Genomic DNA, 19,183 nt, shown 5'->3' on the forward strand with positions numbered 1-19,183 from the left:
CCTTAAGGGGTGTTCCGTACTCCTGTGCGCGCATGCACGGAACACGGGACATCTCTTCGGTCGCCCGTCGTGGAACCGGTCCAGTATTCCGGGGCGGGCGCAGGACTTCAGCCGATCATGGAAGCCGGTCCGGACTTCCCTCCGGCACATCCGGCTATTCATACGAATCACTGACACGACTGACGGGGAGTGGCGGATGCGGTTCGAGGTGTGGGCCCCCGGGGCGGGGTCGGTCGGTCTCCGGCTGTCCGGCACACGGCAGGCGATGGGACGCGACGAGTCCCGTGCGGGGTGGTGGACGGCGGAGGCGGACGCGGCCGACGGTGACCTCTACGGCTTCTCGGTGGACGAGGGGCCACCGCTCCCCGATCCGCGCTCCCGCCGCCAGCCGGACGGGCCGCACGGGCTGAGCGCGGTGGTCGACCAGGACGCGCACGTCTGGCGGAGCGACTGGCCCGGACGCGGGCTGCCGGGCGGCGTGCTGTACGAGCTCCACGTCGGTACGTACACCGGCGAGGGCACCTTCGACGCGGCGGCGCGCCGGCTCGGCCATCTGGCGGAACTCGGCGTCACCCACGTGTCGCTGATGCCGGTCTGTCCGTTCCCCGGCACCCACGGCTGGGGGTACGAGGGCGTGTCGCTCTGGGCCGTCCACGAGCCGTACGGCGGCCCGGCGGGGCTGAAGCGGTTCGTGGACACCGCGCACGGGCTGGGCCTCGCGGTCCTGCTGGACGTCGTCCACAACCACCTGGGCCCGTCCGGCAACTACCTCCCGGCCTTCGGCCCGTACTTCACCGAGACGCACCACACCCCGTGGGGCGCGGCGGTCAATCTGGACGCGCCGGGTTCGGACGAGGTGCGCGCGTATCTGCTGGGCAGCGCGCTGGCCTGGCTGCGCGACTACCGTCTCGACGGGCTGCGGCTGGACGCGGTGCACGCGCTCGCCGACACCCGGGCGCTGACGTATCTGGAGGAACTGGCGGCCGGGGTGGACGCCCTGTCGGCCGAGGTGGGCAGGCCGCTGACGCTGATCGCCGAGTCCGACCTCTGCGACCCCCGTACGACGACCCCGCGCGCGGCGGGCGGCCTGGGGCTGCACGCCCAGTGGAACGACGACTTCCATCACGCCCTGCACACCGCCCTGACGGGCGAGGCGCAGGGCTATTACGCCGATTTCGCCACCGCACCGCTGGCCGGGCTGGCGAAGACGGTGACCCGTGCCTTCTTCCACGACGGCACGTACTCCAGTTTCCGGGGGCGGTCGCACGGCCGCCGGGTCGACGTCACCCGCACCCCCGCCCACCGCTTCGTCGGGTACGCCCAGACGCACGACCAGATCGGCAACCGGGCCCTCGGCGACCGGCTCGCCGCCGCCCTCTCCCCCGGCCTCCTCGCGTGCGCGGCGGCGCTGGTGCTGACCGGCCCGTTCACCCCGATGCTCTTCATGGGCGAGGAGTGGGGGGCGCGGACCCCCTGGCAGTTCTTCACCGACCACACCGATCCGGAGCTGGCCGAGGCGGTACGCGACGGCAGGCGGCGGGAGTTCGGGGCGCACGGCTGGGCCGAGGAGGACATCCCGGACCCGCAGGACCCGGCCACCCGCGCACGCTCCTGCCTGGACTGGAGCGAACCGGAGCGCGCACCGCACGACCGGCTGCACGCCTGGTACCGGGAGCTGATCGCGCTCCGCCGGTCCGTACCCGATCTGCACGACCCGGACCTCGCCTCGGTGAAGGTCGCCTTCGACGAGGAGGCCCGGTGGCTGGCGCTGCGCCGGGGCGACGTGCGGATCGCGGTCAACCTCGCCGGCCGGCCCGCCGCCGTCCCGCTGGGCGGCGGACGGCACCGGGCCGCAGCCGGGCGGGTGCTGGCGGCCTGGGAGCCGGTGGAGGCCCCGGGCGCGGACGGCCTGCTGCGACTGCCGGCCGAGTCGTGCGTGGTGCTGGCGGACGGGTGACCCGGTGGGCGGGACGCCCGGTCGGGTGGCCGAGCCGGTGGGACCGGCTGGTCGGAGGGTGGCGAGGCGGTGGGACCGGCTGGTCGGGGCCCTGCGCGGGGCGTCGGGTACGGGCCGGGGTCAGCCGGTGCCCTCGTAGGCGGTGACCTTGTCGGCGACCGCGTCCTGCAGTGGCCCGAGGCGGTCGACCAGCTGCTGGAGGTCGGCGCTGCGGCCGTCCGCCCACTGCCCCATGCCGACCGTCATCACGCGGGCGTAGCCGCTGAACGCCTGCACCAGTGCGCTGTCCGCGGGCAGGGTGGGCAGGCCCGATCCGGGCGGCGGGGCCTGCGCGGCGACCTGGTAGTCGTCGAAGGCCGCGGAAAGCCTGGTGACCACCTTCACCGTGTCCAGTGGGTCCTTCATCGTGAACACGGCCAGGTTGAACTGGTTGTCCTGGTCGTCCTTGTAGAGCGCGACCTGCTCGCCCACGCAACCCGCCCCGGCCTCGATCAGGGCGGCGAGACGGGCTCCGACCTCGCCCGGCTCCGTGCAGGAGTCCACCACGGACGCGCCCACCCTGGTGAAGGTGGTTCCGGACGCGCCCGCGACCTCCGCCGGGAAGACGTCGGCGAGCGGGATCATCGGCCGTTCACCGGCGGCCGTGCCGGCTCCCGGCCGCCCCGAGGCGGCGGCCGGCGCGGAGACGGACACGGGGGGCGGGGCAAAGGACGGTGCGGACGCCGTCGCCGTGGTCGCACCGGATTCGGGGTCGTCGTCCGCCCCGCCCGTCAGCGTGACGACGCCGAACGCGGCACCCGCCGCGAGCAGCGCGAGTGCCAGGTTCCGGGGCCACACCCGGGCCGACTCGGGCTCGGGGGCCCCGGGGCCGCCCTGGGCGGTGTCCGGGTGGGAGTACTCGTCGACCAGGGACTTCCACCGGTCGTCGAGGGAACTGCCGGAATCCGCGGGTCTCTCATCGTCGTGCGACATGCGCGCACCCTAAGTGATCGCCACGGCCGGCGACCCGGCGGGCCCCGGCTTGACCACGCTCGGGGCCCGCCGGCGAACACGACCTGCCGCACACCGCGTTCAGGCCCCTTCCGGCACCGGCTATCCGACGATCGCCAGCTCCCGGGCGGTGGAGTTGAGGCGCCGCCCGCCGTCCTCGGTGACGGTCACGATGTCCTCGATGCGCACCCCGAACCGCCCCGGGAGATAGATCCCCGGCTCCACCGAGAAGCACATCCCCGGCACCAGCGGCTGCTCCTCGCCCTCGATCATGTAGGGCGGTTCGTGGGTGGTGACCCCGATGCCGTGGCCGGTGCGGTGGATGAACCGGTCGCCGTAGCCGAACTCGGTGATGACCGCGCGCGCCGCCCGGTCGACGTCCTGGCAGGCGGCTCCGGGCCGCACGGCCGCGCACCCCGCCGCCTGGGCCTCGCGCACCACGTCGTGGACCCGCTGCTCCTCGGCGGTGGGCTCGCCGACGTGGACCGTACGGGAGGTGTCGGAGCCGTAGCCGTACCGCAGGCCGCCGAAGTCGAGGACCACCATGTCGCCGTGCTCGATGACCCGGTCCCCGGCCTCGTGGTGCGGGTTGGCGCCGTTCGGCCCGGAGCCGACGATGGCGAAGTCCACCTGCGAGTGGCCGAATCCGATGAGCAGCTCCGCCAGGTCCGCCGAGACTTCGGTCTCCCGCCGCCCGGCGAAGGGAACCTTCAGGATCTCCTCGTACGTGGCGTCGGCCGCCGCGCCCGCCGCCGCGAGACGCTCCAGCTCGGCCGCGTCCTTGACCGCCCTCAGCATCGGCAGCACCTGGGTGAGCGAGGCGTAGGAGGTGCCGGGCAGCAGTTGCTGGAGCCCGAGCAGGTGCATGGCCCAGGCGTTGTCGCTGATTCCGTACCGGCCCGCCGCGTCGAGGAGCGGGGCGGCCACCTCGTACGGGTTCCTGGCGTCGGTCCAGTCGCGCAACGACAGGGCGGGGGCACCGATCGCCGCCTCGGCGTCGGGCGCCTCCAGGGTCGGTACGACCAGCACCGGTTCCTGACCGGGCGTCAGCACGAGAAGGGTGAGGCGCTCGGTGCTGACGGGCTGGTAGCCGGTCAGGTGCACGAGGTCCGGGCCGGGCGCCACCAGGACGCCGGCCAGCCCGGCCCCGGCGGCGGAGTCGGCCGCACGGGCCATCCGGGCCCGGTAGACGTCGGCGGTGAAGGGCTCGGGCGGGGTGGGGCTGGTCATGCGGGCCTCCAGAGATGCTGCCGGTACGGCTGCCGGTTCCGGCGCACCACTGAGCGCGCCGCACGGAGCATCCTGCCGCCGCCCGCCGCGGGACGCGAGCGCCGGACGGGCGTGGCGGGACGGTTGGTACGGCGGGGCGGGGCGCGGCGGGACGGGCCCCGGGCGGGCACGGCGGTACGCGGCGCGGCGGGGCGACTCCGGGGTGCCATGATCGGGAAAGGGGTTGCCGGGCCGCCGCGCCTCCTGCTTCCCTACCGGGGCGCGTGTACGAGCCCGACGCGCCCCGACCCCCTGAGCAAGGACCCCCATGAAGCCGGGATACGCCGTACGCGCCCCTCGCCGATCCGAACTCACCGAGATCCTCGACGCCGTGAACGCGGCCGGCCGGGCCGGGGACCCGACGGCGGCGGCCCAGACCGTCGACGAGTACCTGCGCGTCTGGTCGCGTCTCGACACCGGGCGGGACGCGTGGATCGTGACCGGGCCCGGCGGGGAGGTCGCGGGCTACGGACATGTGACCGCCGAGACGGGCGAGGGCCGCGTCCACGCCGACGCGTACACGCATCCCGGTCATGAGGGCGCGGGCATCGGCACCCGGCTGCTGGAACTGGCGGAGACCCGCGCCGCCGAGCTGGCGACCACTGCCGGACAAGACCTCTCCCTGTACAACTACGTCTATCTCGGAGGCGATTCGGAACGGCTGCTGCGCGCCCGCGGCTACCGCTGTACACGGGTCCACCAGCGCATGTCCATCGCGCTGGACGGGCCGCTCGCCGCCCCGGTGTGGGCCGACGGGGTCACCCTGCGGCCCTGCACCGGAACGGCCGAGGACCTGCGGGCGGTGCACGCCTGCGTGGAGGACGCGTTCGGCGACCGCTGGGGCGGCGAGCCCCGCCCGTACGACGTCTGGGCCGACGACCTGCTGTACGACGGGTTCGACCCGTCGCTCTGGCTGCTCGCGGAACGCGCGGGCCGGATCGCGGGCGCGGCACTGTGCCGGTTCCGCGACGTACGGGGCGAACTCGCGGGCGAGGTCGGCCAGTTGGCGGTGGGCAGGGAGGACCGCCGCCTCGGCATCGGGCGGTCCCTGCTGCTCAGCTCCTTCGCGCTCTTCGCCGAGCGCGGCGCTCCCTCGGTCGGGCTGGACGTCGACAGCGAGAGCCTGACGGGCGCGCACCTCCTCTACGCGCGGGCGGGAATGACGGTCACGGTCTCCATCGGCCGCTTCGAACGCGAGGTGTCCGGCGCGACCGCGGACGGCGCCCGCACGCGGGGCTGAGCGGGGCGGGCGCCACACCGGCGGCGCACCCCGGTCGGGTCGGGGCTCCCCGGCGTGGTCACGGGGGCCGGTCACGACGGCCGGACGACCAGGTCGGCGCGGTCGCGTCCGGCCTCGACCAGCCGGGCGTTCGCCTCGTCCGAGTCCGCGACCCACCGCTCGGCGTCCGGCCTCGGCCTGCCGAAACGGACGTGCCGGTCCACCAGCCTCCGCACGCGCAGGTCCGGGTCGATCTCCACGTACCAGACCTCGTCGAGCAGCCCGCGCACCGGCGCCCAGGGCCCGTCGTCGTGGAGGAGGTAGTTCCCCTCCGTGACGACGAGCGACGTGCCCGGTTCCACCGCCACCGACCCGGCGATCGGCTCTTCCAGGGCGCGGTCGAAGGCGGGGGCGTAGACCGTCTCGCCGCTGTCCGTCGCGTGCCGGTCCGTACCGGGCTCGCGCAGCCGTCGCAGCAGTGCGGTGTATCCGGCGGCGTCGAAGGTGTCCGGCGCGCCCTTGCGGGCGGCTCGCCCGAGGCGTTCGAGCTCGGCGCCGGCGAGGTGGAAGCCGTCCATGGGGACGAGTACGGCGGTACCGTCCAGGGCCTCCACCAGGGCAGCGGCGAGGGTCGACTTCCCGGCACCGGGCGGCCCGGCGATCCCCAGGATCCGGCGTCGGCCGGGGACGACGAGCGCCCGGGCGCGGGCGGTGAGCGGGGCGAGGTCGTACGAGTCCATACGGGGCATTCTGCTGGTCCGCGCGGCATCTCAGTAGGGTGGCGTGGGACCGCCGCCATGCACGAGGAGCCGAAATGCCCCACATCGCCCTGACCACCCTGGTCGTCCACGACTACGACGAGGCCATCGCCTTCTACCGGGACGCCGTCGGGTTCGAGCTGGCCGAGGACACCGACCGGGGCGACGGGTCCCGGTGGGTCGTCGTCCGTCCGCGCGGTGCCGGTGCGGCCGGCACCGGCCTGTTGCTGGCCCGCGCGAAGGACGGGGACCAGCGGGCGGCGGTCGGGGCGCAGACGGGCGGCCGGGTCGGGTTCTTCCTGCACACCGAGGACTTCGCGGGCGACCACGCACGGATGACGGCGGCCGGGGTGCGGTTCCTGGAGGCGCCCCGGCACGAGACGTACGGCTCGGTCGCGGTCTTCGAAGACCTGTACGGCAACCGGTGGGACCTTCTCCAGCCCGCGTGAGCGAGCTCCGGCCCGCGTGAGCGAGCGGGGCGGGCGGAATCACCCGTCGCTCGCCCCACCCCCGGCCGGTGTCCCGCGGATCGCTCCGCGCGTTCGCCGGACCTTGATAGCGTCGCCCCCACGCGACTGCGGAACGCTCCCCGCCCCGGTCGCCGGCCGGCCCCGCGCGTCACCGGAACGGGCCTGCGCGCACGCGGGTTCGGGGACGGTCGCCGCAGGACGAAGAGGGCCCCGGGCATGAGCCTCGCGCAGTTGCACTACACCTCGGCAGCTCCGGGGGACGAGGGGACGGTGGGACGGTTCACCGCCGTCGGCCCCGGGATACCCACGGCACTCCTCTCGGAGATCGAACCTCTTCTGGGGTACGAGCCTCCGGGGGACGTGCCGTTCCTCCCCACGGACGCCGAACTCCGCTCCATGCCGCAGGCGTTCGGCTTCACCCAGCTCTCGGACGGCAGCAGACTGCTGTCCCGGGCGGTGCCGCTGGCCTCGCCGGGCGCCTCGTCCGGGCAGTTGCGGTTCCACACCCACGCCGTGCTGCTGCCGGCCGGCGCGCGCCTGCCGGGCGACCGGCTGCCGATCACCGCGTGGCGCTCGCCCCGCTGGGTGTCCGTCACCCCCAGCGGGGCGGTACCCGACCCGCTCACCTCGCCGCACGCCGGTCCGGGCCTGGAGCGTGAGGCGCTCGGTGACTTCGCCGTCTCCCGGGGCCCGTGGCTCGCCGCCGTCTTCGCCGATCTGCGCCGGGTACGGCTGGAGAACGCCTCGGGCGGAACGGCTCGGGTGGCACTCGTGGAGCGGCAGAGCGAGGACGTGGCCCGCTGGATCGGGCTGGCCTCCTCGGTCCTGCCTCCGGAGCACGCGGAGCGGCTGACGTTCACCACGTACTCCCGGCGGCCCTCGCTCGCCCCGCAGCAGGTCGTCGGGGTGCTCCCCGAGGACGCCCATCTCCTCGACGCCGCCGAGATCCGGGTGCACCTGTGCGGCGGGCCGCACGGTCGGCCGTCCCCGCCGTCCGGTGACGCCTGGGCCGAGACCGCCGCCCGCGTCTGGCGCAACCGCGCACCGGAACTGTTCGACCAGGCACGCCTGTTGCACGGCGAGCCGTTCGCCGCCGGGCCGCTGGCCGTCACCGCGCTCTGCGCCGGGATCGCGCTCGGGCCCGGCGAGCGTTCCACAGCCGCCGTCTGGGCGGCGGAGCGGCCGTACACGCTGGACGAGGAACAGACCCGGAAGCTGGTCGGCGCCCTGACCGCAGTCTCGATCGACGACCGCAGCGGCGGCGAATTCGACGCGGTGGGACGGCTTTTCGGCGCGCTGGACGGAAGGTCTCCGGCCGCCGTGACCGCTCCGCTCGCCGCGATGCTGGTGACCGAGGCGGTACGCGGCGGCAACGGCTCTCTCGAACTCCCCGACCGGAGCGCCTTCGCCGGCCCGGAGGGCAAGGCCATGTCCGAGACCCTCGCGCCGGAGATCCTGGCCGAACTGGGCGGCTCCGGTGCGGCACTCGACATCGTCCGGACCGTGCAACTCCTGCGGGTGGCCCGGCTCCTGGACATCGACTGCACCGGACTGCTGCCCTCCCTCGTGGACCGGGTGGCCCCCGCCCTCCTGGCCGCCCCCGACTTCGCCTGGGGTCCGGCCCTGCTGGAGTTGCTGGACGAGCAGTTCGACGTACGGACCGCCCTGCTGGTGGCGCTGGACCGGATCGCCCCGGACGATCCCGCCGCCATGGAGCGGCTGTTGGGGCGGGTGCCGCTTCCGTTCACCGGGACGCAGTCGCTGCCGCATCTGCGCATGTGCGCCGAGTCACGTGCGGTCAGGGCGAGTTGCGGCGAGGACCGGATCTCCGCACTGAGCCGGGTGCTGCGGACCGCCGGTATCTCGCCGTTCGCCGAGCCGCTGGTGCTGCGCTCGGCCGTGGGGCTCGTCTGGGCGGACCGGGAGCCGACCGCCACGGAGGCCCGGATGCTGCTGGAGGCGGCCACCTCGGACGCGCACCGCAGCGCGGGCACCTGGTCGCACCTGGTCGGCGCGGCGCTCGGCGCGGCGGCCGACGACGCGGACGCGGCCGAACTGGCGCACGATCTGCTGCGCGGCTTCCCGCACCAGATCCTCGGCCGGGAGCGCGGCGCGCTGCTTCTGCTGGACTTCGCCCGCTCGATGCGCGGGACGGGTACCGAGCCGGAAGCCGACGATGCGAAGACTCCGGACGGGGCGGCGCCCGCAGAGGGCTGGGCGGATCGGGCGCTCGCGCTGCGCCCGGCCGCCGAACCGGTGGAACCGGGCGTCCTGGAGCACGCGTTCGGCGCACTGGCCCGCCGCCTGCTGGCACCGGAGCGGCCGGACGCGGAGCTGTACGCCTTCGTGCACACCGACGACCCGGACCTGCTCGCCGCCTACGGCAGGGCCGCGCGGGAGGAGCCCGTACTCGCCCGGCTGCGGTCCGATCCCGCGTTCGCCGCCGACTGCTATCTGAACTGGAGTGCCCATCCGCACGCGGGCGCCCACTGGGCGGGCACCAGCACCGCCCTGCTGGACGAGGTGCTGCGCCCCGCCGTGCGCGAGCTCTCCTCCGCCGGGGTCCTGGCCGTGGAGGAGGCCGTCGGGCGGGCCGGGAGCAGTGGCCGGACGGATGCCTTCCGCGCGTGGAACCGTCGCCAGACGGGCACGCTGGGCCGGATCGGCCGCCGCCTGACGGGCCGAGTACGCCGGCCGTGACGGGTCGGGGGCGGCCTCCGGAAGTCGCGGTCAGGACGGCCGGGCGGCCCGCGGGTCGCGCCCGAGGAAGCCCACGAACCGATCCATCGCCGGGGCGTCCTCGGGGACCGGCACGATCTCGCCGAACGCCTGCCCCTCGCCCCGGAACCGAGGCGGCAGCGTGCCCCGTGCGCGGTCCAGCACCCGCGCTCCCTCTTCCTCGGTGAAGGGGACCGCCTGCCCGGTGGCGACGGCGAGGTCCCAGCCGTGCCCCAGGTACTCCATGAGCGTCATGTCGAACACCATCGGCGCGGGCAACTCGCCCTCCCGGACCCGGACCTGGCGGTCGAATCCGTGCCTCCGCCATCCGGCGAGCAGCCCCTGCGCGGCGGCCCTGAACTCACCGGCCGGGTCGTCACCGCAGACGTGGGCCGCCGGATCGCCTTCGTACGCGCGGCCCTCGCATCCCGCCTCGAAGACCTGGAGCCACCCCACGAGGTGGTTGCGCAGCGCCTCCACGTCGTAGGTCTCGCAGGTGGTCGGCAGGGAGAGCTGGTCGGGGCGGACACCCTCGACGAGGTCTCCGGTCTTGGACAGAATTCCCGCGAGGAGTTCGATGTCGCTCATGGGCGGACTCTACGAGCCGTCGGACCGGGATCGGGGCCCGCACCGCCGTTCCCGCACCGACAGCCCCGGTCCATGTACGAGACCTCGGTCACCCGTTTCCACGACGGACTGGCCGCTGACCACCACCTGGTCCACGCGGACCGGAATGCGAGCATCCGCCGGCCGGGATGTGCCCTGCACGCCCTGATCGGCCGGGATCGCGGTTCACCCGCTGGAGGCGCTCCTCCCCTGGGACCGGCGGTCGGCGGCGCCGCGCCCGGCGTTCTCCGTCTGAGCGGCGAGCCAAGTGGCCCAGGTGGGCATGGCCTCGCGCATCACGGCCATCGCTTCCACCGACTCCCTGAGCGTCCGAGCGAAGCCGGCCCGGTACTCCGGGCTCCCGCCCCGGTGGCCACAGGCCATCCACAGCTGCCAGGCCGCCGTTCCTACGCGTCCGGCGAACATACCGGTGAACGCGAACTCGTCGACCGCCCCGACCGCCCCTCCCGCGGCGACATACCCGGAGAGGCACGCTTCGACGATGCGGCGCTCGGGCACTTCCAGCCCACGGCCGAAGCCGGCGAGACCGAAGGCGGTGAGGACGAGCTCCCACCACGGCTCCTGCGCCCCGGCGGCATCGAAGTCCAGCAGCACCGGACCACCGGAGCCGGTCAGAACGTTCTGGTGCCGGATGTCGCGGTGCATGACCAACTTCGTCCGCCCCAGCTCCTGCTGGTCCTCGGCCATGGCCTCGGCCTGTTCCACCGACAGCCTGAGGACGCGGACGTGCTCGGCGCTGAGGACCTCAAGGCGTTCGGCCTGAGCGAACCATTCCTCCCACTCGTCCCGGGAGTGCGACCGGTAGTCGCCATCGACGGCCGGATCGGCCGGAATCGCGCACCGGGCGAGGTCGGCGACGAGCCCTCCGGCCCATGCCGCCAAGGCTTCGGACGTCGGCGCGGTCGGATGCGAGCCCTCGACGAAGCGCGTCGCGCGGGCGTGGACACCGCCCCCGATCGGTCGCCACAGACCCGCTTCGGCCAGAGTCGTCGACTGCGGCCCGGGCATCGCGAGGCCTCTCTCCCACGCGGCGACTTCAAGCGCCCCCGCCTGAGCGGCCATGGACAACCAGAAGTCACCCCAGGGCCGGTGCAGCTTCACCACCCATGAGCCGGAGTCAGTAACGGCCTTCCACACCGGGCCCTGCTCGTCGTCCTTGAGTCGCAGCGGTGCTCCCAGTAACCGCCCCAACCCGAGCCGCTCGGCCGCGCACTCCAGGTTCATGACGGTCAGTCAACCTGCCCGGTATGTCAGCGGCCACCGAATTACGGAACGTCAGAATGAGTCGGACCGTGAGCTTTTGCACCCTGGGGCGTGTGTCGAAAGTCCTGCCTGTCCGGCGGACGGACGGCGCCACTTTCGACACACGCCCCAGCGATCTTGGTCGGCATGGTGGTCCGATCGCGTGCTGGTCTAGTTCCGGATGACCTCATCCGGGCCCAGGCCCAGGGGCGTCGGGCCGCACGAGGTGGCGACGGCCCTCAGTCCCGCCCGGCAGCATGCGGCCCTGGTCATTCGACACCCCGGCGGCGACCACGCGATCACCGCGATGCACTCCGTTCCCGATGACGCCTGGTATCCGGAACCGGATGTCGTGGCCGGGCAGCGGGCACTCGTGACCGCGATCGTCCCCGACGAGGATCCGTCACGGGAACCCACGGTGTGTTTCAACCCGCACGCAGGGCACGTGGACGTCCCGTACCGGGTCATGCGCTGGTTCATGTACCAGGTCGATGAGGAGATCCGTACTTTCCGCGCCTGGGGGCAGATGGGCGCGAGCCCAGTCGGTGGGAGCCCGGCGGCCCGTCCGCGCACCGCCGGGGCGACCGTCCTACGACGCGTCACCCACGTGCCGCCCCACACTTCGAGTGGGTACGTGTGAGGAGGCCGGTCGGGGGTAACGGCTGAACACCAGCCCCGCACCCCGCGCGCACCGGCTCCGTACGTTCCACCTCCGGCGCGGGCGAGAAGGCCACTGCGACGAGAGAGGCGACCGGCGAACGATGCAGAACATGACTGACTCCACCCAGTGCGCTCCGGCCATGACCTACACCCTGATGCTCGAAAAGATCCGCTACGACGGCGCGTACCCGACCAAGGAACGGGCCGAGGAAGCGGTACGGCTCGTACTGGCCGGTCTCGGAGGACAGTTGTCCGGAACCGAGCGCGAGAACCTGGCGGCCCGGCTCCCGGGTGAGGCCGCGGGCATCTTCCTCGCCGGAAGACCCGAAGCCCCGCTCACCGGACGTGACTTCGTCACCTCGCTCGCTCTGCTGACCGGCGCGAGCACCGCCACCACCCGCTGGGACACGGGCTCCGTCCTGACCACGGTGGCCCAGCTGGCCGGCCCCGATCTCCTGGCCCAGCTGCTCCAGGCACTCCCCCAGGGGTACGCGCTCCTCTTCGGCCGCGCCGAGCTCGCCCGCGCCGCCTGAACCCGGGCAAGCGCCCCCGGTGGCCCTGGTGGCCCCGGTGACCCCACATTCCGGCGCCCCGGCTCCCTGGCCCGCGCTTCGGGCAGGTGCCACACGCGCCGAATCCTCGCTCCCCGCCCCCGCGCCGCCCGGTCCGTCCGGAGCGCCGCGGGGGCACGGGCTGGGCGGGGCGGGGCGCGGTGGCTCGGCCCCCGAGGACGGACGGGCCCCTCTCCCTGGGCCGTGTCTGAGCCGCGGTGGCACCCGCCCCCGCACCGCCGGCTCCCCCGCGCTCCCGCACCGCCGACTCCCCCGCACCGCCCCCTCACGGCTCCGGGAGACGACCGCCATCGGACCCTGCCCCGAGATCGGGGTAGGGTTTTTGAGGTGGTGAAGGTACGCTCCGCGCGCCCTCCCACCACGCCGGGGCCGACGCCGCCCCCGGCGGAGGTCCGGTCCCGCGAGGCTGCTGAGCCTTTCGCGCGACCTGCCCGAACGGATCTTCCCCCGGGTCCGTTCCCTCTCCGCTTCCGGTCCCGGTCACGGGCCCGACCGTGGTGCGCCGTCCCGGCACTCCGCGCCCTGACGCACGCCCTCGGCCTGCCCGACACGGTGGTGTGCCCGAGCACGACAGGTTTCCGCTGCCTTGTCCTCCACCGTCCCCGCCGTCTCCACCGATTCACCGGCCGCGCGGCTGCGCGCGCTGAAGCCCGACTGGCTGGGCGACCCGAAGGTCTGGCGCACCGAGGTGCTGGCCGGGCTGGTGGTCGGTCTCGCGCTGATTCCCGAGGCAATCTCGTTCTCGGTCATCGCCGGGGTCGATCCGGCGGTCGGCCTGTTCTCCGCGTTCACCATGGCCGTGGTGATCTCCGTGGTGGGCGGGCGCCGGGCGATGATCTCGGCGGCCACCGGTGCGGTGTCCCTGGTGGTCGCGCCGCTCAACCGTGAGCACGGCTTCGGCTACCTGGTCGCCGCCGTGATCCTCGCCGGGGTCTTCCAGATCGTCCTGGGGGCGCTGGGGGTGGCGAAACTGATGCGGTTCGTCCCCCGCTCGGTGATGGTCGGCTTCGTGAACTCGCTGGCGATCCTGGTCTTCATGGCGCAGGTGCCCGAGATGCGGGACGTGCCCTGGGCGGTTTACCCGCTGATCGTGGCCGGGCTGGCGCTGCTGGTGTTCTTCCCCAAGGTCACCACGGTCGTGCCGGCCCCGCTGGTCTCGATCGTGGTGCTCACCGCCTTCACCGTGGCGGCGGGGATCTCGGTGCCGACCGTGGGCGACCGGGGCGAGCTGCCGTCGTCCCTGCCGGTGCCCGGCCTGCCGGACGTGCCCTTCACCCTCCACACGCTGACGACCGTGGCGCCGTACGCGCTCGCGATGGCGCTGGTCGGGCTGATGGAGTCGCTGATGACGGCGAAGCTGGTCGACGAGATCACGGACACCCGGTCGGACAAGACCCGGGAGTCGGTCGGCCAGGGCATCGCCAACATCGTCACCGGCTTCTTCGGCGGCATGGGCGGCTGCGCGATGATCGGCCAGACGATGATCAACGTGAAGGTGTCCGGGGCGCGGACCCGGCTGTCGACGTTCCTGGCCGGCGTGTTCCTGATGGTGCTCTGCATCGCCTTCGGCCCGGTGGTCTCCGACATCCCGATGGCCGCCCTGGTCGGGGTCATGGCGATGGTCTCGTTCGCCACGTTCGACTGGCACTCCATAGCCCCGAGGACGCTGCGCCGGATGCCCGCGGGGGAGATCGCCGTCATGGTGATCACCGTGGTGGTCGTCGTCGCCACCCACAACCTCGCCATCGGCGTGGTCGTCGGCTCGGTCCTCGCGATGGTGGTCTTCGCCAAGCGGGTGGCCCACTCCGCGGACGTCACCGCCGTCACCGACCCGGACGGCACCACCGTGGTCTACCGGGTGACCGGAGCCCTCTTCTTCGCCTCCTCCAACGAGCTCGTCTCCCGCTTCGACTACGCGGGGGACCCGGAGCGGGTGGTGATCGACCTGTCCGCCGCGCATGTCTGGGACGCCTCGTCCGTGGCCGTCCTCGACACGATCGGCGCCCGGTACGCCCAGCGGGGCAAGACCGTCGGGATCACCGGCCTGAACGAGCCCAGCGCCCGTCTCCACGACCGGCTCAGCGGGCAGCTCTCCGCGGGCGGCTGACAGCACCCCGGTACACGAACAGGGCCGGAGCCCATGAGGCTCCGGCCCTGTTCCGTGCCCGGTGACGGGCGGCCCCGTCAGGCGCCGAACGTCAGGCTTCGGGCGTCAGGCTTCGGGCGTCAGCTTCAGCGAGATGGAGTTGATGCAGTAGCGCTGGTCGGTCGGGGTCTCGTACCCCTCGCCCTCGAAGACGTGGCCGAGGTGGGAACCGCAGCGGGCGCAGCGCACCTCGGTGCGGACCATGCCGTGGCTGTTGTCCGCGATGAGTTCGACCGCGTCGGTGTCCTTCGGGTCGTAGAAGGACGGCCAGCCGCAGTGCGACTCGAACTTCGTGTCGGAGCGGAACAGCTCCGCCCCGCAGGCGCGGCAGGAGTAGACGCCCTCGGTCTTGGTGTCGGTGTACTCGCCCACGAAGGCGGGTTCGGTCCCGGCCTTGCGCAGCACGGCGTACTCGGCCGGGGAGAGCTCTTCCCGCCACTGCTCGTCTGGCTTCTCGATGTCGTACGGCACGGTGGCTCGCTCCCTCACTTCGACAGCTGGTCCAGGATGTGCGGGCCGAGGTCGGTGACGTCGCCCGCTCCCATGGTGAGAACCAGATCACCCGGCTTCGCCATTCCCGCGACGATCCCCGGGACGTCCGCCGCGTCGTGCACGGCGGTGACGTCGGCGCCGGCCGCCAGGGCGGCATCGATGATCAGCGCGCTGGTGACCCCGGGGACCGGGTCCTCGCGGGCCGGGTAGATGTCCAGGACCACGGAGGCGTCGGCGAGGGCGAGTGCCTGGCCCATCTCGGTGCCGAGCTCCTGCGTGCGGGAGAACAGGTGGGGCTGGAAGACGACGAGGATGCGCGCGTCGGCGGCGGCGCCGCGCATGGCCTCCAGGTCGGCGGTCATCTCGGTGGGGTGGTGCGCGTACGAGTCGATGACCTGGACTCCCGCGGCCTCGCCCTTGAGCTGGAGGCGGCGCTTGACCCCGGTGTACGTGCCGAGGGCGGAGGCGAGGTTGTGCGCGGGGATGCCGAGGGCGACACCGGCGGCGAGGGCCGCGACGGCGTTGTGGGCGTAGTGGCGGCCGGGCACGGAGACGGTGAAGGTGAGGAACTTGCCGTTCAGCAGGACCGTGACCTCGCTGGTCAGACCGCGCGGGGTGACCTTGTGGACGCGCACGTCGGCGGCCCCGGACTCGCCGTAGGTGACGATGTTCAGGTCGGCCCGTGCGCTCTCGCGCAGCCGCCGGGTGAGTTCGACGGCCCCGGGCTGATCGGCGGCGACGACGAGGGTGCCGCCGGGGGTGATCTTCCCGGCGAACTTCTCGAAGGACTCGTAGATCTCGTCCATCGAGGCGTAGTTCGCGTGGTGGTCCAGCTCGACGTTGAGGACGATCGCGACCTCGGGGTCGTACTTCTGGAAGCTGCGGTCGCTCTCGTCGGCCTCCGCCACGAAGATCTCGCCCCCGCCGTGGGCGGCGTTGGTGCCCGGTCCCTCCAGGTCGCCGCCGATGGCGTACGAGGGGTCGAGGTTCAGCGAGGAGAGGGCGACGGCGAGCATCGACGTGGTGGTCGTCTTGCCGTGCGTACCGGCCACGGCGATGGCCCGGGTTCCGGTCATCAGCGAGGCGAGCGCGTCGGAGCGGTGCACGACCGGGACGGAGAGCTCGGCGGCGCGCAGCAGCTCCGGGTTGTCGGCTCGGATGGCGCTGGAGACGACCACACAGGTCGCGTCGTCGGCCAGGTGGGCCGCGGCGTGACCGATGTGGACGGTCGCCCCCAGCGCGCGCAGCGCGTCGGCCGTCCCGGACTCCTTGGCGTCGCTGCCCGCCACCTTCGCGCCCCGCTGGGCGAGGATCTTCGCGATGCCCGACATTCCGGCGCCGCCGATGCCGATGAAGTGCGGCCGTTCCATGGCGGCAGGAATACCGGGTGCCATGCGTGTCTCTCCCTGAAGTCGGTCGCGGTGCCGGGTCCGCCCGGCACCGGTGCCCAGCCTATTCGCTGTGCGCGAAGAGCTTGAGCACCGGGACGCCGACCTTGTGGCGGGCCCGGGACGCCCAGTCACGGTGGAAGAACTCCTCCACGTAGTGCGGGGCGGTCAGCACGATGACCTCGTCGGCTTCCGCCTCGTCCACCACGGTCTTGAGGCTGTCCAGCGGGTGCTCCTCCACGACCTGCCCCACCGCTTCGGACCCCGCCGCCCGCAGGGCGAGCAGCGAGTGCTGGAGGGCCAGCCGGGCGGGTTCGCGGGCCTCCTTGCCCTCGGGTTCGTCGCCCTCGTTGGCGGCGTCCCGCAGCTCCCCGAGCGCCACGTCGTCGATCGCGCGGAGCAGGACGTCGGCCTGGTCGCCGCGCGGCTGCATGAGCACGATGAACGAGATCCGCTCGTCGCCGTGGAGGGTCGTGACGAATTCGACGTCCTCGGGGGTGAGCGGTTTCTCGATCATCAAAACGCTTGTGAACACGACGGGCGCCCTTCCGCTTCTTCATCCGGCCGACCCGGTGGAGGGCCGCTGCTGAAACCATCCTTCCCCGTGATCGCACGGAGATTGCAGTGGTAAGTGTGCCCAGCGGAAGCCAAGCGGAACGGCAAATTCCGTTAAGAGTCGGGCGGAGTCACGGCCCAGCGCCGGGCGCGGTCGCGGCGCGCCTCAGCGGCGGCGGTACCGGGTGAAGAGGAACCCGTCCTCCTCCAGCAGCCCTGCCAGGGCGAAGCGTTCCGGCACGGGCACGGACGGGCCGCCCGCGATCCGCTGCGCCTCGCCCGCCGTCAGCATCGGCGAGACGGTCAGGCAGAGCTCGTCGAGCACACCGGCGGCGACGAACTGGCCGAGCAGGCGGGGCCCGCCCTCGGTCAGCTGCCGGGTCAGGCCGAGGGCGGCCAGCTCCCGGACGGCTCTCGCGGGGTCCACCCGGGCGCCCTCACCGGCGACCACCACCCGGGCGCCCGCCTTCCGGGCGGCGGAGACCCGGTCGGCCGGCGCGTCCGCCCCGGTGAGCACCAGGGTCGGGACCAGCGGTTCGGTGTAGAGCGGGGCCGAGAAGTCCAGGTCGAGGCTTCCGCTGACCACGGCGACGGCGGGAGCGGGCCCCTGTCCGGCCGCCGCCCGCCGCGCGGCGAACGCCTCCCGGGCACGGGCGGGCCGGTAGCCCTCCGTACGTACGGTCTCCGCGCCGGCGATCACGACGTCGGCGAGGCCCCGCAGGGTGCCGAAGATCCGCATGTCCGAAGGGGAGGAGATGGCCTGTGAACGGCCGTCGTGCTGGGCGGCGCCGTCCAGGGTGGTGACCATGTTGGCGCGCAGCCAGGATCCGGGGCCGGCCGGGTAGGCGTACGCCTCGGCCAGCTCGTCGAGACGCCACTCGCGGTCGTCGGCGCCGACCGGGGCGGGGGCGGCGGTGACTGTCAGGTCCGTCACAGGGAACAGGCTTCGCATGTCAGGCAGTGTGGCACGGCCCTTATGGTTGACAGTTGTGTCGTCCTCCACCACCGCTCCGGGGTCAGATTCCCTCGCCGGCGCGGCTCCGCTGTCCCTGTGCGCCCGTCGGCCGCACGTCCCCGCCGATCGTCTGGTCGCCGAGATGGTGCCGCCGCCGCGCTTCGATTCGGTGCGTTTCGCCACGTACGTCCCTGATCCGACCCAGCCCAGCCAGAGCGAGGCCGTCACGGTCCTCAACTCCTTCGCGGCCGGTCTCGGCGGGGCGTACGCGTCGGGCGAGGGCAGGCGGCGGTGGTTCGCGAAGAAGCCCGCGGCCCCGGCCGGACCGCGCGGGGTCTACCTCGACGGCGGGTACGGCGTCGGCAAGACCCACCTGCTCGCCTCCCTCTGGCACGCCACCCCCGCCGAGCCGGCGCTGAAGGCCTTCGGCACGTTCGTGGAGCTGACGAACCTCGTCGGGGCGCTGGGCTTCCAGCAGACCGTGAAGACCCTGAGCGGGCACCGGCTTCTCTGCATCGACGAGTTCGAACTCGACGACCCGGGCGACACCGTGCTGGTCTCCTCGCTGCTCAGCAGGCTGGTGGAGGCGGGCGTCGCACTGGCGGCGACCTCCAACACGCTGCCGGGCAAGCTCGGCGAGGGCCGGTTCGCCGCCGCCGACTTCCTCCGCGAGATCCAGGGGCTCTCCGCGCACTTCCGCCCGCTGCGGATCGACGGCCAGGACTACCGGCACCGTGGCCTGCCCGAGGCTCCGCCGCCCTTCGACGACGAGCAGGTCACCAGGGCCGCGTACGCCACCCCGGGCGCGGCGTTGGACGACTTCACCGCGCTCCTCGGGCACCTGGCCGAGGTGCACCCCAGCAGGTACGGGGCGATGACCGACGGGGTGGACGCGGTCTGCCTCACCGGGGTGGTGCCGGTGCCGGACCAGTCGACGGCGCTGCGTCTGGTGGTGCTCGCCGACCGGCTGTACGACCGTGAGATCCCGGTCCTCGCCTCGGGCATACCCTTCGACCGGCTGTTCAGTGAGGAGATGCTGAACGGGGGGTACCGCAAGAAGTACTTCCGGGCCATCTCCCGGCTGACGGCACTGGCGAGGGACGCGAAGGGGCTGGTTGCGCAGTAGGTTCGTGGGGGTGACGGCGCGACTCCTCCGGGTGGCCGC

The 19,183-nt window shown here is 73.3% G+C and carries 16 protein-coding genes and 1 pseudogene; 8 read left to right on the forward strand and 9 right to left on the reverse strand.

From position 1 onward, the window contains the following. The first annotated feature begins 196 nt into the window (after window positions 1–196). Entirely contained in the window at window positions 197–1,957 is a 1,761-nt protein-coding gene (treZ, locus tag OHT52_RS03820) for a malto-oligosyltrehalose trehalohydrolase (RefSeq protein ID WP_328718696.1), read from the forward strand. 120 nt (window positions 1,958–2,077) lie between these two features. On the opposite strand, the gene OHT52_RS03825 is transcribed toward treZ, so the two are convergent. Further along, window positions 2,078–2,929 (reverse strand): hypothetical protein, encoded by an 852-nt coding sequence (locus OHT52_RS03825; protein ID WP_328718697.1) that lies wholly within the window; start codon window positions 2,927–2,929, stop codon window positions 2,078–2,080. Between the two features lie 120 nt (window positions 2,930–3,049). Beyond that, a complete protein-coding gene (locus tag OHT52_RS03830; protein ID WP_328718698.1) occupies window positions 3,050–4,177 on the reverse strand; it encodes an aminopeptidase P family protein in 1,128 nt (375 codons plus the stop codon). A 307-nt stretch (window positions 4,178–4,484) separates the two neighbouring features. Here OHT52_RS03830 and OHT52_RS03835 point away from each other — a divergent pair, with 307 nt between their 5' ends. After that, window positions 4,485–5,456 (forward strand): GNAT family N-acetyltransferase, encoded by a 972-nt coding sequence (locus OHT52_RS03835; protein ID WP_328718699.1) that lies wholly within the window; start codon window positions 4,485–4,487, stop codon window positions 5,454–5,456. 71 nt (window positions 5,457–5,527) lie between these two features. Here the strand turns inward: OHT52_RS03835 and OHT52_RS03840 are convergent, their stop codons facing one another. Next, window positions 5,528–6,184 (reverse strand): nucleoside/nucleotide kinase family protein, encoded by a 657-nt coding sequence (locus OHT52_RS03840; protein WP_443046485.1) that lies wholly within the window; start codon window positions 6,182–6,184, stop codon window positions 5,528–5,530. A gap of 65 nt (window positions 6,185–6,249) precedes the next feature. On the opposite strand from OHT52_RS03840, the gene OHT52_RS03845 reads away from it, so the two are divergent. Together OHT52_RS03845 and OHT52_RS03850 are read left to right on the forward strand one after the other, a co-directional pair. Next, the gene (locus tag OHT52_RS03845) at window positions 6,250–6,642 is read left to right on the forward strand and encodes a VOC family protein (RefSeq protein ID WP_328718701.1); all 393 of its coding nucleotides are present in this window, start codon (window positions 6,250–6,252) and stop codon (window positions 6,640–6,642) included. A 237-nt stretch (window positions 6,643–6,879) separates the two neighbouring features. After that, complete coding sequence (locus tag OHT52_RS03850; protein WP_328718702.1) at window positions 6,880–9,363, forward strand: GTPase-associated protein 1-related protein; 2,484 nt, start codon at window positions 6,880–6,882, stop codon at window positions 9,361–9,363. Between the two features lie 30 nt (window positions 9,364–9,393). On the opposite strand, the gene OHT52_RS03855 is transcribed toward OHT52_RS03850, so the two are convergent. Beyond that, window positions 9,394–9,969, reverse strand: coding sequence for a TIGR03086 family metal-binding protein (locus tag OHT52_RS03855; protein WP_328718703.1), 576 nt, complete (start codon window positions 9,967–9,969; stop codon window positions 9,394–9,396). A 204-nt stretch (window positions 9,970–10,173) separates the two neighbouring features. Beyond that, on the reverse strand, window positions 10,174–11,232 hold the full coding sequence (locus OHT52_RS03860; RefSeq protein WP_328718704.1) for an aminoglycoside phosphotransferase family protein: 1,059 nt from the start codon (window positions 11,230–11,232) through the stop codon (window positions 10,174–10,176). Between the two features lie 283 nt (window positions 11,233–11,515). Here OHT52_RS03860 and OHT52_RS03865 point away from each other — a divergent pair. The 3 genes and pseudogenes from OHT52_RS03865 to OHT52_RS03875 form a co-directional block, all read left to right on the forward strand. Further along, window positions 11,516–11,770: pseudogene (locus tag OHT52_RS03865) on the forward strand (hypothetical protein); the annotation flags it as partial. A 241-nt stretch (window positions 11,771–12,011) separates the two neighbouring features. Beyond that, complete coding sequence (locus tag OHT52_RS03870; RefSeq protein ID WP_328718705.1) at window positions 12,012–12,443, forward strand: DUF2267 domain-containing protein; 432 nt, start codon at window positions 12,012–12,014, stop codon at window positions 12,441–12,443. A 625-nt stretch (window positions 12,444–13,068) separates the two neighbouring features. Then, complete coding sequence (locus OHT52_RS03875; protein WP_328718706.1) at window positions 13,069–14,589, forward strand: SulP family inorganic anion transporter; 1,521 nt, start codon at window positions 13,069–13,071, stop codon at window positions 14,587–14,589. Window positions 14,590–14,694: 105 nt separating this feature from the next. On the opposite strand, the gene msrB is transcribed toward OHT52_RS03875, so the two are convergent. The 4 genes from msrB to OHT52_RS03895 all read right to left on the reverse strand — a co-directional run bounded on the left by msrB (window position 14,695) and on the right by OHT52_RS03895 (window position 18,015). After that, window positions 14,695–15,099, reverse strand: a complete 405-nt coding sequence (gene msrB, locus OHT52_RS03880) for a peptide-methionine (R)-S-oxide reductase MsrB (protein WP_328718707.1) — start codon at window positions 15,097–15,099, stop codon at window positions 14,695–14,697. Between the two features lie 14 nt (window positions 15,100–15,113). Next, window positions 15,114–16,514, reverse strand: coding sequence for a UDP-N-acetylmuramate--L-alanine ligase (murC, locus tag OHT52_RS03885; RefSeq protein ID WP_328718708.1), 1,401 nt, complete (start codon window positions 16,512–16,514; stop codon window positions 15,114–15,116). A gap of 58 nt (window positions 16,515–16,572) precedes the next feature. Further along, window positions 16,573–17,025 carry an indole-3-glycerol phosphate synthase gene (locus tag OHT52_RS03890; RefSeq protein WP_328718709.1) on the reverse strand — a complete coding sequence of 151 codons (453 nt, stop codon included), beginning with the start codon at window positions 17,023–17,025 and terminating at the stop codon, window positions 16,573–16,575. 204 nt (window positions 17,026–17,229) lie between these two features. After that, on the reverse strand, window positions 17,230–18,015 hold the full coding sequence (locus OHT52_RS03895) for a pyrimidine reductase family protein (protein WP_328718710.1): 786 nt from the start codon (window positions 18,013–18,015) through the stop codon (window positions 17,230–17,232). Between the two features lie 37 nt (window positions 18,016–18,052). Between OHT52_RS03895 and zapE the strand changes: the two genes are divergently transcribed. Then, window positions 18,053–19,144, forward strand: coding sequence for a cell division protein ZapE (zapE, locus tag OHT52_RS03900; RefSeq protein WP_328718711.1), 1,092 nt, complete (start codon window positions 18,053–18,055; stop codon window positions 19,142–19,144). Window positions 19,145–19,183: the final 39 nt, after the last annotated feature.

The sequence above is a fragment of the Streptomyces sp. NBC_00247 genome (assembly GCF_036188265.1).
In the GTDB taxonomy this organism is placed as follows: Bacteria; Actinomycetota; Actinomycetes; order Streptomycetales; family Streptomycetaceae; genus Streptomyces.